General features: G+C 50.3%; 14 protein-coding genes. All 14 read right to left on the bottom strand.

Annotated features, from left to right (window positions below):
* Window positions 1-51: 51 nt before the first annotated feature.
* Entirely contained in the window at window positions 52-1,017 is a 966-nt protein-coding gene (locus tag FFM82_RS03575) for a hypothetical protein (RefSeq protein WP_137644502.1), read from the bottom strand.
* An 86-nt stretch (window positions 1,018-1,103) separates the two neighbouring features.
* Window positions 1,104-2,120 (bottom strand): YdcF family protein, encoded by a 1,017-nt coding sequence (locus tag FFM82_RS03570; RefSeq protein ID WP_137644501.1) that lies wholly within the window; start codon window positions 2,118-2,120, stop codon window positions 1,104-1,106.
* 115 nt (window positions 2,121-2,235) lie between these two features.
* On the bottom strand, window positions 2,236-3,216 hold the full coding sequence (locus FFM82_RS03565) for a ribose-phosphate diphosphokinase (protein ID WP_137644500.1): 981 nt from the start codon (window positions 3,214-3,216) through the stop codon (window positions 2,236-2,238).
* 621 nt (window positions 3,217-3,837) lie between these two features.
* Window positions 3,838-5,220 (bottom strand): bifunctional UDP-N-acetylglucosamine diphosphorylase/glucosamine-1-phosphate N-acetyltransferase GlmU, encoded by a 1,383-nt coding sequence (glmU, locus tag FFM82_RS03560; protein WP_137644499.1) that lies wholly within the window; start codon window positions 5,218-5,220, stop codon window positions 3,838-3,840.
* Window positions 5,221-5,287: 67 nt separating this feature from the next.
* Window positions 5,288-6,124 (bottom strand): pur operon repressor, encoded by an 837-nt coding sequence (purR, locus tag FFM82_RS03555; protein WP_137644498.1) that lies wholly within the window; start codon window positions 6,122-6,124, stop codon window positions 5,288-5,290.
* A 209-nt stretch (window positions 6,125-6,333) separates the two neighbouring features.
* Entirely contained in the window at window positions 6,334-7,131 is a 798-nt protein-coding gene (locus tag FFM82_RS03550) for a metal ABC transporter permease (RefSeq protein WP_170178195.1), read from the bottom strand.
* Window positions 7,124-7,825: a metal ABC transporter ATP-binding protein gene (locus FFM82_RS03545; RefSeq protein WP_137644496.1), complete on the bottom strand. Its 702-nt coding sequence runs from the start codon at window positions 7,823-7,825 to the stop codon at window positions 7,124-7,126. The genes FFM82_RS03550 and FFM82_RS03545 overlap by 8 nt, the downstream gene beginning before the upstream one ends.
* A 139-nt stretch (window positions 7,826-7,964) precedes the next feature.
* The gene (locus tag FFM82_RS03540) at window positions 7,965-8,792 is read right to left on the bottom strand and encodes a glycosyltransferase family 8 protein (protein ID WP_137644495.1); all 828 of its coding nucleotides are present in this window, start codon (window positions 8,790-8,792) and stop codon (window positions 7,965-7,967) included.
* A gap of 25 nt (window positions 8,793-8,817) precedes the next feature.
* Window positions 8,818-9,762 carry an alpha/beta hydrolase gene (locus FFM82_RS03535; protein ID WP_137644494.1) on the bottom strand — a complete coding sequence of 315 codons (945 nt, stop codon included), beginning with the start codon at window positions 9,760-9,762 and terminating at the stop codon, window positions 8,818-8,820.
* A gap of 141 nt (window positions 9,763-9,903) precedes the next feature.
* Window positions 9,904-10,770, bottom strand: coding sequence for a 4-(cytidine 5'-diphospho)-2-C-methyl-D-erythritol kinase (ispE, locus tag FFM82_RS03530; RefSeq protein WP_137644493.1), 867 nt, complete (start codon window positions 10,768-10,770; stop codon window positions 9,904-9,906).
* A 131-nt stretch (window positions 10,771-10,901) separates the two neighbouring features.
* Window positions 10,902-11,153 carry a Veg family protein gene (locus FFM82_RS03525; protein WP_137644492.1) on the bottom strand — a complete coding sequence of 84 codons (252 nt, stop codon included), beginning with the start codon at window positions 11,151-11,153 and terminating at the stop codon, window positions 10,902-10,904.
* A 103-nt stretch (window positions 11,154-11,256) separates the two neighbouring features.
* The gene (gene rsmA, locus FFM82_RS03520; RefSeq protein WP_137644491.1) at window positions 11,257-12,144 is read right to left on the bottom strand and encodes a 16S rRNA (adenine(1518)-N(6)/adenine(1519)-N(6))-dimethyltransferase RsmA; all 888 of its coding nucleotides are present in this window, start codon (window positions 12,142-12,144) and stop codon (window positions 11,257-11,259) included.
* Window positions 12,141-12,707 carry a ribonuclease M5 gene (gene rnmV, locus FFM82_RS03515; RefSeq protein ID WP_137644490.1) on the bottom strand — a complete coding sequence of 189 codons (567 nt, stop codon included), beginning with the start codon at window positions 12,705-12,707 and terminating at the stop codon, window positions 12,141-12,143. Before rnmV ends, rsmA begins: the two co-directional genes overlap by 4 nt.
* A complete protein-coding gene (locus tag FFM82_RS03510) occupies window positions 12,694-13,470 on the bottom strand; it encodes a TatD family hydrolase (RefSeq protein WP_137644489.1) in 777 nt (258 codons plus the stop codon). Before FFM82_RS03510 ends, rnmV begins: the two co-directional genes overlap by 14 nt.
* Window positions 13,471-13,496 lie beyond the last annotated feature (26 nt).

The following is a 13,496-nucleotide window of genomic DNA, read 5'->3' as shown; positions in this document are numbered from 1 at the left end:
GCAATCCACACTGGATTCACAGAACGACTCTTTTAATTTTTGAATAACCGGTTATTCAAACGCACCGGTCTTACTGTTTTGCTTGGTAACCTTGCCACTATTCGGATAGTAGCGGTACTGCGTCGCATTCTGGTCAGTCGCGGTGGCCGAAATTTGGTAATAGTCTTCGGTCTGACCGGTTAAGTTAAACAACGTGTCACTGGCAAATTGTTTACCGGAGGCCGCTTGAAAATCACGGATAACGCTAGCGGTCGACGGGGCCGATTCACTTTCGACACTACTACTTGCTGAACTAGTTGCGGTCGAACTCGATGACGAGGACGACGCTGACGAACTAGCTGAACTCGAAGTTGATGATTGACTCGCAGAACTAGTACTAGTTGACGATGAAGCGGCCGGACTGTCAACCGTTGAACCGGTCTCCGAAGAACTCGTCGATTGCGACGCTTCGTAGTTCATAATCGCCTGTTTCATCGTGGTCGACTTCTTTTGCAACTGTTTAATAACCGGGTGACTGGCGGCCAACCCGTCCAACTTATCAATCGCCGTCTTGGCGGCGTTCAAGTCGTGCACGCTTAACGCATCGCGGGCGCTATTATAGTACCCGTTTGCGACTTTAACCGCTTGGTACTGTTGATCAAGTTTACGCCGGGCGTTGATAAACGCCGCGCCGGTCGTTCCCTGATAGTTGCGTAATGTTTGAAAATAAGTTTTCGCAACGCTCAGTTCGTTTCGATTTAAAGCCTGTTCGGCCTGCCGGTAATACTTCAATCCGGTGACTAAATTCTTCGTATCATTATTCGGTTTCGCTGCTTGGGCAAGCGTCTTTTGCGCTGCCGAGATTTTTTGTTGCGAAATTTGCTGATCAGCTTTTGCTAGAACGCCGGCCGAAGTCTTGGCCGTCGTTATGGAACTCGGCGACCCACTGGCAGCGCTATTCGCACAGCCGGATAACGTAGCCAAGCCGAATAAGAGAACCAACAGCAAGGCCCAAGGTGCTCGATAGGCATGATCCACGGCAAATCCCTCCTTTTACTCCGTCCATTATAACATTATTACGGGTAAAACTAAGCGATATTCCCGGAGCCCCAATCGAACGCTACTCACCGAACTAACAGCCAGCCGTACAAGCCGGTCAGGACGATCACCGCTATGAAATTCGTCCAGCGATACATGACGATTAAGGCTAAGTATTCCCGAAACATGGCAAACGGTAGGTAGTAGAACGGCGTCCGCGCACCAATCCCCGTTAAGTTTAAATGTAACTGCCGCGCAAAGATGTTCGCCCGCAAAACGTGGTAGCCATTCGTCACAAAAACGGCGCGGTATAGTGGCTGCCGTTGAACAAGTAACCGGTGGCTAAAGATCAAGTTTTCGCGGGTCGTGGTCGACTGATTTTCTTCTAAAATCGCGTCGCGTGGGACCCCGATGGCCATCAAGTACCGGCGCATCGCGGTACTTTCCGCAACCACTTCGTCGGCCCCCTGACCACCTGACACAACAATAACAAGTCGTTGATGATATTTCGTTCGCTGGCGGTGATAGAGTTTCGCCGCCGCTTTTAACCGGTAACTCAAACTACGAGTCGGGCGCCCGTCCGGCATTAGGCCGGCTCCTAACACAATGATGGCATCGAGTTGGTGTCGCCAGCCGAGCCGGGTCGTAACGCAAACCACCAAGTAGGCCAAAAAACTAAAGACAAAAAAGGCCGTTAACAAAAAGGCTAGTCCCAATAATTGCCATAAACGCTCATCTTGCCAACTGGAAAAATTAAGGGCCGCTAACGTTAACATACCAATTAGCAGGATTCCAACAATAGCCAACAAACTATAATGAAAGTGCCAGCCCTCTTTACGAATCAGGCGGTAACTATAACGCACAAAGCTAATCGCAACGATTAGCGTCACTAGTGGTAACAAACCGTACGCCAAAATTTTTAGTCCAACAATCAGCAGCTGCCAGAGCGGGTCCGCCTGGGCACTAAACGCTCGGTAAGCCGCAATCAACAGGCCCACGACCGCCACAATGCCAAGGTGTCCAATTACCCAATGACGGCGGTCACTTAGTTGCAAAGTTAACATGCTAGCCAGTGCCAGACTACCGATATAAAACCAATCCAACGCATCACCCCACTTTCTTCGTTAACTTTATTGTACCCATTTTGATGCCATTCGGCACCTACTGCATACCAAAAAAGTCGCGTGAGCAACCCCACGCGACACTTGAATAACTTGTTTAGTTTTCTTCGTTATGGAAACGGTTCTTGAATAACGGACTAACTGGTTTATTTTCGTGGATGAATTTAATGGCTTGACCCATCAATTGCCCAACGGAAACTTGGTCGATCTTCGCAATTTGCTTTTCAGCTGGTAACGCAATCGAGTCGGTCACGATTAACTTCTTGATCGGTGACTTTTCGATTCGTTCAATCGCTGGACCAGAAAGAACTGGGTGGGTACAACTTGCGTAGACTTCGGTAGCACCAGCGTCAACTAAGGCTTGCGCCCCTAACGTAATGGTACCGGCCGTATCAATCATGTCATCAATCATGATCGCCCGTTTGCCCTTAACGTCCCCAATAATGTTCATCACTTCGGCAACGTTCGCCCGCGGACGACGCTTATCAATGATGGCAATTGGTGCCTTCAAGAATTCCGCTAACTTACGTGCTCGCGTCACACCACCATGGTCAGGCGAAACGACAACCGCGTCTTCGTCCAAATGGTGATTTAAGAAGTAGTCAGCCAGTAGTGGCGCACCCATTAAGTGGTCTAATGGAATGTCGAAGAAACCTTGGATTTGGGCCGCGTGTAAATCAAGCGCTAAGATTCGGGTCGCGCCGGCTGTTTCCAGCATATTCGCAACTAACTTAGCGGTGATTGGTTCGCGGGAACGCGCTTTACGGTCTTGACGAGCATAACCGTAGTACGGAATAACCACGTTAATGGTTTTCGCACTTGCACGCCGTAACGCATCAATCATGATCAACAATTCCATCAAATTATCATTAACCGGAGCGGAAGTTGATTGAATGATGTACACTTGGTCACCACGAATACTTTCCTCAATGTTAATGCGAATTTCGCCATCACTAAAGCGATCGACCGAAGTTTTACCTAACTTAACCCCAACGGCGTCCGCAATTTTTTCTGCCAATGGTTTATTTGAATTCAAAGCAAAAATCTTTAACTTTGGATCAAAATACTGTTCTGACATAATTTCCTCCATTCGAAAATTTATTACTTACTAAATAATAGGCATTTTAGCGCCGAAAATCAAGCCCCATAGCGGTTATAAAATGCATCAGACTGGGCTGGAAGCACGACCGATAGCGCCAAGGCGCATATTCCGGTAAAAAAATTAAAGTTTCGTGAGTCCGACCGTTTTAAAATTCGGGTTTAACGTAAAAGCAGTCATTCTAGGCCTGTTAGCGCTCCCAGTCCCAATCTGGCTAAAACACCCGTCTAACCCAGCGGAGACACTTTCAATGTCACAATTCAGAAAAATGAACCCGAACTTTCAAGCCGATTTCAGCAAAAAACAGCGTTCCGAGTTGGGAACGCCGTTTTGAAGTAGTATTTTTAACCGATTCAGTTGTCTGCGCTTGCTTGGCTGTTGTGCCGAAACGTGTTCGCCCAAGCTAATACCTGCGCTTGCTACGCTAAGTAGCCATTGCAAAAACCGCAATAACTACTTAGCTGCATAGCCGAAACGTGTTCGTGCCAGCCATGCCCTTCCGGTTAGCTACGCCACCAGCACCATGCACACCCCGCATAATGCTGATGGCTAGGCTAATCCTCAGGGCAAAACCGGCCGGAGCTCACACTCTTTTATCCTCTACTCATTTTCCTTCTCATGCAGCAGCTTTTTCCAGTAATCCGGCTTATTAGTCTGACGCGCACGGGCGATTGCCATGTCGTGGAAGTCGACGTCGTCGGTAATCGTCGAGCCCGCAGCGATGAACGAGTGGTCCGCCACCTCAACCGGCGCAATAATGTTAGAGTTACTGCCGACAAAGGCCGAATCGCCAACGTTGGTGTGGTGCTTGTTAACGCCGTCGTAGTTAACGAAGACGACCCCACAACCGACGTTGATATCCTTACCCAAGGTTGCGTCACCAACGTAAGTCAGGTGACCAACCTTGGTGCGGGCACCAATTTGAGCCTTCTTAACTTCCACAAAGTTCCCTAAGTGGACGTGTTCGCCAATTTCAGCTTGTGGCCGCAAATGACTGTACGGACCAATGTTACTGTCCGCGTGCATGATCGAGTCTTCCAAGAAGGAGGCCGTCACACGAACCCGGTCTTCAATCACCATGTCATGAATTTCCGAGTGGGCTCCGATAAAACAATCTTCACCAATCGTGGTGTTGCCCTTAATCAGGACACCGGGTTCGATGATGGTATCGGCCCCAATCTTAATGCCGGCATCAATGTACGTACTATCCGGGTCAATGATTGAAACCCCGTTCTCCATGTGGGCGTCGTTGATCCGCTTTTGCATCACCTTAGTGGCTTGCGCTAACGCCGCCCGGGTGTTTACGCCCATTGATTCGTCAAAGTCGGCCATCTTGTAAGCTGCCACGACGTCGCCCTGGTCCTTCATAATTTGAATAACGTCGGTCAGGTAATATTCACCCTGGGCGTTATCGTTGGTGACTTCGTGTAAGGCAGCGAATAACTTTTGGTTATCGAAGCAGTAAACCCCGGTGTTAATTTCGTGGATTTCCTGTTCTTCCTTAGTGGCATCCTTTTGTTCAACGATTTTTTCAACGATTCCCAAGTGGTTACGAACGACCCGTCCGTAGCCCTGTGGGTCCGGGGCAACCGACGTCAAAATCGTACCGGCCGCGCCCTTTGCTTGATGATATTCAAATAATTCTTCGAACGTTTCCGCGCGGAACAACGGGGTGTCACCACTGACGATCAACGTCATGCCGTCAGCGTCCTTTAACAGGGGTTCTGCTTGGAGTACGGCGTGGCCGGTCCCCAGCTGTTCTTTTTGTTCCGCGTACTTAGTGCGGTCACCGAGTGCCGCTTCAACGTCGGCGGCACCGTGGCCAACCACCGTCACGATGTTGTTCATGTTCGTTGCTTCAACCTGGGTCAACACGTGGTCGACCATCGATTTACCACAAACCTTGTGCAATACCTTAACTAGCTTCGATTTCATCCGGGTCCCTTTACCAGCGGCCATGATGATTGCGTTCTTAGTTGTCATTACGATTTATCCCCTTAGCTATCAGATACTCCCATGATACCAAAAAATTGGTATGGTTTACACTAACCTAAAGTTCCGCACCGAAAACTTTTTCTAAATAGTTCCCAGCAACGACTTTAATCGCCTTATCACTATCGTTAACGTTGGTGACCCGGAGTAAAGAGGTATAGTCGTCAATCAAGCGGTTGCCCGTGAAGGCGGCTTCGGCAAAGACGGTAATACCGATTAAGTTGGCGTCGAATTCCTCGATCAGGGTCTTCATCCCGTTGATTGTTCCGCCGCCCTTCATGAAGTCGTCCACGATCAACACGTTGGCGCCTTCCGTCAAACTACGTTTAGAAAGCTCCATTTTCTTAATGCGTTCCGAAGAGCCGGAAACGTAGTTCACACTAACGGTCGAACCTTCGGTAATTTTGGAGTCGTTGCGCACGATCACGAACGGCACGTCCAAGTAGGTCGCCACGCTTTGCGCAATCGGGATTCCCTTAGTTGCGACCGTCATCACGGCATCGATCCGTTGGTTCAAATACTGGGTCGCGATTACCCGACCAACTTGGCGTAAAATGTCCGGTTGACCTAAAATGTCAGACAAGTAAACGTAACCTCCAGGTAGGACCCGGCTCTTATCGGCCACTTTTTCCGCCATTTCTTCGATGAAGGCCTGGGCCTCTTCCTTTAAGATGTACGGAATAAACCGGGCCCCACCGGCAGCACCGGGAATGGTTTCCAAAATCCCAGTTCCCCGCGACTGGAAGACCTTTTTCAGAATTGTTAAATCTTCGCTGATCGAAGACTTCGCCGATTGGTAACGATCCGCAAAAAACGTTAATGAGACTAACGTATGGGGACGTTCCAACAAATAACGGGTCATATCGATTAAACGTTCGCTTCTACGTACTTTCATGTTTCCACCTCAACCTAAATCATCTTTAATAAAGTCTATGCAAAATGATAACACAAACGTTCGGAAATAAGGTAACTATTTAACATCTTTTTCCGAAATAGTCGGAATTTCTTAATATTTGGTCAAAAAACACGCTAGCAAACGACGAATCAGCTTTAAAATGAGAACAATAAAAAAAGTGTTAGGAATTTAATCCCAACACTTATTTTTTAACTACCAACGTGTACCCGTTGATACGTTAACGCCGCAAAGTAGAACAGGCACTCGATCGACGCAATGAAGAAGCTGACGGGCAGGTTCGTTAGGTAGCTCAGGTATAAGCCAATCCACACCCCGGCGAGTGCAAAGCCGATAGCGAGAAAAATCATCTTACTAACGGTATGCACGAAGTAGCGGGCAGCCGCAGCCGGTAAGGTCAGTAAGATAAAAATCAGTAAGGACCCCACAATTTGAGCCGCCACACTGACACTCATCGCGACTAACACTAAGAAAACGACCGAAATGGCCGTTGTCCACAAGCCACTGACCCGCGCACCGATGGCGTCAAACGAATCGAATTTTAACGGTCGGTAAAGTCCGAGCATTACGAGTAACACGATTCCGGATAACACGGCGACCCGCACCACGTCAGCGGCCGCGATCCCGATGACGCTCCCGAACAAGATGCTCGTCGCGTAACTGGACGTCTGGTTCGATAGTGAGAGAAATAGGATGCCTAGGCCGATAAACAGCGCGGAAATTGCCGAAATCGATGCTTCTCGCCGCGACTGTTTCACACTCATTTGGCCAACAATCACCGAACTAATAACGGTAAAGATCAGCATCCCACTGAGCGCCGTCCAACCCATGAAAATCCCGAAGGCGGCGCCGGCAAAGCCAATTTCGGATAACGTATGGGTTAGAAACGATAAGTTACGGGCAATTACGAAGACCCCGATCGTTCCACAAATAATGGCGATAAACGTTCCGGCAAGGTAGGCGTTGCGCATGAACGCCAGACTAAACATTGCTAACATTGCTAGCCTCCTTCAACTGTTCAACCGACATGTCCGCGACTTGGCCAAATTCCTGTTGACCTGGTCGCAAAGCGAGGTAATGCTTAGCGTAACGCTTCGCTAATGGCAAGTCATGGGTTACAAAGAAGACCGTAATGGCACTGGTTTGGTTCAAATTCTCAACTAAGTCGAGCAACTCGTACTTCATCTCGTTATCCAAACTGGCGGTGGATTCATCCAAAATTAGCAGTTGTGGTTCTTGAACAATGGCCTGGGCCAGGTAAGCGCGCTGCTTTTCACCACCGGACGCCATGCCGAGCGGCCGCTGCCGAATTTTTTTCAGATTCGTCACCGCTAAGGCCGTGTCGACCTGGCGCCGTTCCGCTTTAGACAACCACGGCCGCCAGCCCCGTAAATTAAGGCTAACGAAGTCTTCAATCGTCAACGGATATTCCTGATCCAAGTTACGAAATTGCGGGACGTAGCCCACTTTAATGGCTTTTTTATTCGGATAATAGCGAATTTGACCGGCAACCGGTTTGACCAACCCGAGTAAGGCCCGAATAAGGGTGGTCTTACCAACACCGTTTTCTCCGATCACAGCGAGAAAATCGCCCCGCTGCATGTCAAAATTCAAATCTTTAAACACCTGGTTATTCGGAAATGCGATCCCAAGGTGTTGGACGGCAATTAAGGGTTCCGTCATTTTTCTACCCCCATCTTTTCAAGTAAATAGTAATGATTACTGTTTTAGTTTACCTGAAAGTCACTATTTGTCAATAGCCGCGCCGTTAACCATGAAAAAACGCCGCTCCAAAACGAATCGTTTTAGAACGGCGAACAACCTAAGCTAAAAAGCGGTCAACTTGTTGCTGGTAATTCAAAAATAGGCTAGTGAACTTACTATCACTCGTGGCATCCCACGGCTTCGGCGTACCACAGTAATGCAGGATTACGGTGTGCGCCATCACCCAGTGAATGTCGTGCTGGGTCAAATTACGGGTCTGATAAATCAGGTACTTACGGGTATCATAATTCCAAACTTCCTCGTCAATTTCCATAATGGCTTCGCCATACAGGAAGTTTAAGATGTCCTGATCCGGCAAAATCAACGAATCGTGGTAAGTTTCAATCGCTTCCGTAATGTCCGCCAAGCGAATTTTTTCTCTGGCCTGGTCAACGTCAATCACCAACACACCGGAGTTAAAATAGCTCGTGTTCGTCCCTAAGCGCAGTTGATTAACACTGTCGACTAGCTTGGTCACGCCGCGGTGCGCCGAAGCGGCCAACATCTTCCCCTGAAGGTCCAGTTGCCACAGCGGCGTAATGTCGTTGATAACGATAATATCCGGATCAAGGTAAATCACCCGGTGAACGTCCTTTGGCAACACCTGTCCGCAAAGTAAACGGAAATACATTGCCGGTGGGTAGCGCTTGATCAACGCCGGCTGGTCGGTCAAATCAATCTTGACCGGCAACGCGGTCAGTTGCCAACCGAGGCCGTCGGTTAAAGCCCGTACCGACGCAATTTGAGCGTCCGTCAACTTTTCGTGGACTAGCCAGACGTGTACGACTTGCCGCCGGTTATTGGCGTATAACGACCACAGCATCACCTTTAGCGGCGGTAAGTAGCCCGCGTCCAGCGTGACTAACAAATTAATTGGTTCCGTCATTATTTCATCCCCCACTTCTCCATACTTATCCCAGCCCAACTTCGTCACTTAAGAACTCGGTCACGACGTCGCGGTAACGATCCGGATGGGTCCGAATCGCTTGAACGTGGGCGGCGTCCGGGTCAACGTAGAGTTCCTTTTGTTGCGGCAACTGGTCGTACAGTTGGCGCGCATTCCGCACCGGCACGGTTTGATCACGCGCCCCGTGAATCATTAGAATCGGCAGGCCGCCCGTCGCCACCTGGCGTAACATCAAGCCGTCCTTGAACCCGTACCCGGCGCGCCGCTGCGCAATTTGGTTGGCGACCGGCATGATCGGGTACGCCGGTAAGTGGAACCGGTGGCGGACCCGGTACTTCGCTTCATCGTAAAGGTCGGCGTAGCCACTATCTTCAATAACGGCTTTAATGTTGGCCGGCAGGGCCTCACCACTCGTCGCCATCACCGTTGCCGCCCCCATGGAAATCCCCATCAGGACAATGTCCACGTTGGTACCCAGACGGTCAACGGCGAGGTTCAGCCACTGCTGATAATCGTGGCGGTCTAGCCAGCCGTAGCCGATGGTCGTCCCCTCACTTTCACCAAATGAGCGGGCGTCCGGCATCAAGACGTCGTAACCTAAGTCCATAAATAACCGCGCGTACGGCACCATCTGCTCACGCGAGTGGCCGAGCCCGTGCGCTAAAATTGCTAACCGACCGTGCGCCTGCGGGTTGGGTAAGTAGCTGGCAACCAACCTCAAGCCGTCAAACGAGCGGACGGTCCACCGTTCCTGCTCATGATGGTCATACCAGAAATTTTCTAATTCCGTATTTTCCTCACGCGACCGTTGCCGCCCGCGCAGTTTCTGGTCAGGGCTAACGTGCATCGCCGCGTGGTAGGCTACCAGCCCACCAATCAACGTCCCGGCATAGGCGGTCACGCCCGCCACGCCAGCTAATCCTAACCCTAACTTCGTTGTTCGTTTCACACTGACCACCCCATTTCAACTCAATTTAAGCATAACCGCACGCTAAAAGCGCGTAAAGGTGCTTCCCGTTTCATTTTACCAAATAATGTAACCGCTTTAAAATCCAACTAAAAAAGAAGCCAGCCGCGTGCCAGCTTCAGGTTAGTGATCAGCCAAGTTGACCGGCCGAACCAGGTAGACTTCCCGGCAAAATCCCTTCAACGAGTTATAGACCCGCTGCGCCCGCGATTGCTTGCGACAGACCCCAAAGACGGTCGGGCCGGTCCCACTCATCTGGGCGGCGTCCGCGCCGAAGTTCAGGAGTTGTTGCTTAATCTGGGTAATCTCCGGGTGGCGCTTGGCCGTAATCGGCTCCAACACGTTCCCCATGTGGGCGAAAATTTCACCGGCGTCCCCGTGCTGAATACCAGCCAGTAGCTGGTCAATATCGGGATGCGCCGTCAACTGCGCGTAGTTGACCTGCCGTAAAATATTGGGTGTCGAAACACTGATTTTGGGTTTGGCCAGCACAATCCACATTGGTGGTAGCTTGGGTAACGGCGTCACAATCTCACCCTTACCAGTTACGTGGGCCGTCTGACTATAAACGCAGTACGGCACGTCCGAATCGATTTTCAGCCCTAAACGTGCCAGGGTCGCTAAGTCTAAATCCAGGTGCCACATCAGGTTCAATCCGCGCAAGACCGCGGCGGCGTCGGACGAGCCCCCACCCAATCCGGCGGCAACCGGAATCACTTTTTTAATGGTGATGCGAACCCCCCGTTCAACGTGACAGTACCGTTTTAACACGCTCACCGCTTGAAAAGCCAGGTTGCGCCGGTCATTCGGTAAAAAGCCGCTGTCGGTGACGACTTCAATGCGGTTGGTCGCCAAGTCTTCCAACTGAACGTAATCCGCCAAATCGACCGAAGTCATAACTATGTTCCATTCCTTGTCACCGTTGCGGTGTTCAAATAAAGTGTCCAGCCCCAAATTAATTTTTGCCGGAGCTTTTTCAACGATTTGCACGCGTTCGCACCCTCTTCCATGACCGCGATAAACCGGGTCGTAAGCTTACTTTGATACAATTATACTAATATCAAGGCAAAATAAAAAGACCTTGCTGGGGGTCTTAATATTATGTGTTCACGTGGTGCGAACTATGCTTCTGTTTTTTCGTCTTCAAAGGCGATTTGAACGTTCTTTGTCAACACGTCAGTATAACTATAGGAGACCCGTTCAAATGCGTTTTCCTGTTGATCTAAATCCACAACGAATACGGAACGGTAGGTTTCTTTTAAGACACCGTGGCGTTCCGTCGTTTTCTTGCGACCCGCTTGGGCGACGACCTTCATTCGTTGGCCGATCCGGGAGTCGAGTTTGTCTTTAATTGCAGCTAGTGAAATTGGCATTCAGAATCCTCCTCATGAAAGACATGATACTAGCTTTTCACAAAAAAGTCAATATTATATCACAAGGTTTTCCGATGTGCAACAATTTTATAGCTTTGTCACTCTAAAGTAAGTCCGCCTGGTGGAGCGCATCCGTTAAGGTAATAAATTCGTCGACGGTCAGCCGTTCCGCACGAATTTTAGGATCAATCCCGGCAGTGTCCAATGCCGTTTGAATCGCGTTTTTAGTTTCCGCTTGCTTACCAAAAAGGCTTTGCAAATTATTCCATAAATTCTTCCGGCGGTGCGCAAAGCCCGCCTTGACCACTTTAAAGAAGGCGGCTTCGTCAAACGGAACGTGGGTCCGTGGTGGCAATGCCGTTAACTTCACGATTGCGGAATCGACGTTCGGGGCCGGCACGAAAACGCTACGCGGCACGACCATCGCCAACTCGGCAGCCATCCGGTACTGAACGGCAATCGTTAACGCACCGTACGCCTTGGTACCCGGTTCAGCGGATAAGCGGTCGGCCACTTCTTTTTGCATCATTACCACGATGTTTTCAAAGGCCACGTCCCCCGCTAATAAGTTCATTAAAATCGGCGTCGTAATGTAATATGGTAGGTTTGCGACCAACTTAAGCGGACGTTCATTGTCTAAATGTTCAGCGACCATCGCGGTTAAGTCGGTCTTCAAAATATCCTGGTTGATAATTTCAACGTTATCGTAGTCGGCTAGGGTCTCATCCAAAATCGGTAGTAAGCGGTCATCGATTTCAAACGCTAATACCTGGTGGGCGGCGCGGGCTAAATATTCGGTTAGGGCACCGATTCCGGGGCCGATTTCAATCACGTTATCGTCCTGACTAATGTCGGCCGTAAACACGATGTTGTGGAGCACGTTTTGGTCGGTCAGGAAGTTCTGCCCGAGGCTCTTCTTCACTTGCAGGCCGTACGTGTTCATAATGGCCCGGGTGCGGGCGGGGTTTGCAATGTCTAATTCTTTGCTCATTTGTTCTCCTCTGTTGTTAACTGGTCCACGGCCCGCCAAAAATCAGCCGGTTGAACCTGAAACAATTGTAGTCGTTTCGGTAACTGCTTACCGTTCACGTAGCCGATTTTTAGCAATTCGCCCAACTGTTCGCGTCGTTGTCGGGCTTGGGGGCCGGCCAATAGGCCCGCCTTGATCAGGTCAGCGCGGCTGATTAAGGTGGCCGGTTCGTCCACCCGCTCCGTATACAGATTGGCTAAGGCCGTACGCAGTGCTTCCGGGCTGGCGTGTTCGACTCCTAGGCTACCACCGGCCTTGGTCGGTACACCGGCCTGGCGTGGTAGGAAGGCGTGTTTGACGCCCGGTACCCGGGCAGAAATGATTTTGCGAATCCGTTCGCCGGAAAAGTCCGGGTCGGTAAAGACGATCACGCCACGACTTGCTTGGAGCTGTTGGATATGGTTCAGGGTTTCTTCAGAAATCGCTGAGCCGTTGGTTTCTAGCGTATCGGCATCCACGGCCAACGCGAGGCGTTTCGTGTCGTCCTTGCCTTCAACAACGATTACTTCCTTAATTTTCTTCAATCTTAAATAAGTCCTCTGCATTTTGATAAGTTTGCGTCGCAATTGCGTCCGGAGTGGTTCCGCGTAGTTTCGCCACGGCTTCCACCACGTAACGGGTGTAGGCCGGCTGGTTTTGCTTGCCACGGTACGGTTCCGGCGTTAAGTACGGTGCGTCAGTTTCGACTAATAGGCGGTCTAACGGGGTCGCACGTACGGAATCGTGCACCTCGTGGGCGTTCTTAAACGAGGCCACACCGCTGTACGAAATGTGCATTCCGAGGTCCAAGAAACGCTTCAACCATTCGGGATCACCGTTAAAGCTATGCATGACCCCGCCGGTATCGCGAATATCGGCCGCCTTTAAAATCTTGTAAGTGTCTTCGAAGGCGTCGCGGTTATGCACCGAAATCGGTATCCCCATTTCCTTGGCAATCGCCACCTGGCGGGCAAACACCCGCCGCTGAGTATCTTGCGGTGACGTATCCCAATGGTAGTCTAATCCGATCTCACCGAGCGCGACCACTTTTGGTCGTTGAAGTTGCTCAACTAATACCTTTTCGGTTTCTTTCGTATAATTCTTAGAATCTTCCGGGTGCCAGCCGACGATGGCGACCAACTCGGGATACGTTTCGGCCAACTTGATGGCGTCGGCGTTAAGTTGGGTATTCGAGCCGACGATGGCCATCCGGACAACGTCGAGGTCGCGGGCTTGCTCGAGGAAGCGCGGGACCGCTTGGATAAACTCTTCACTATTTAAATGGGTATGGGAATCAAAAATGCGCATAATGGAACCCCTTTTCGACTTTTGTT

The organism is Lactiplantibacillus plajomi, from assembly GCF_005405405.1.
GTDB lineage: Bacteria > Bacillota > Bacilli > Lactobacillales > Lactobacillaceae > Lactiplantibacillus > Lactiplantibacillus plajomi.
This window is presented reverse-complemented; position numbering and strand designations above follow the sequence as displayed.

Bases quoted from the DNA above. Each gene is read 5' to 3' on its own strand.
- FFM82_RS03550 (WP_170178195.1), bottom strand. From the start codon at position 7,131: ATGTTTAGTCTGGCGTTCATGCGCAACGCCTACCTTGCCGGAACGTTT.
- FFM82_RS03540 (WP_137644495.1), bottom strand. From the start codon at position 8,792: ATGACGGAACCAATTAATTTGTTAGTCACGCTGGACGCGGGCTACTTA.
- FFM82_RS03545 (WP_137644496.1), bottom strand. From the start codon at position 7,825: ATGACGGAACCCTTAATTGCCGTCCAACACCTTGGGATCGCATTTCCG.
- FFM82_RS03510 (WP_137644489.1), bottom strand. From the start codon at position 13,470: ATGCGCATTTTTGATTCCCATACCCATTTAAATAGTGAAGAGTTTATC.
- glmU (WP_137644499.1), bottom strand. From the start codon at position 5,220: ATGACAACTAAGAACGCAATCATCATGGCCGCTGGTAAAGGGACCCGG.
- rsmA (WP_137644491.1), bottom strand. From the start codon at position 12,144: ATGAGCAAAGAATTAGACATTGCAAACCCCGCCCGCACCCGGGCCATT.
- FFM82_RS03565 (WP_137644500.1), bottom strand. From the start codon at position 3,216: ATGTCAGAACAGTATTTTGATCCAAAGTTAAAGATTTTTGCTTTGAAT.
- purR (WP_137644498.1), bottom strand. From the start codon at position 6,124: ATGAAAGTACGTAGAAGCGAACGTTTAATCGATATGACCCGTTATTTG.
- FFM82_RS03525 (WP_137644492.1), bottom strand. From the start codon at position 11,153: ATGCCAATTTCACTAGCTGCAATTAAAGACAAACTCGACTCCCGGATC.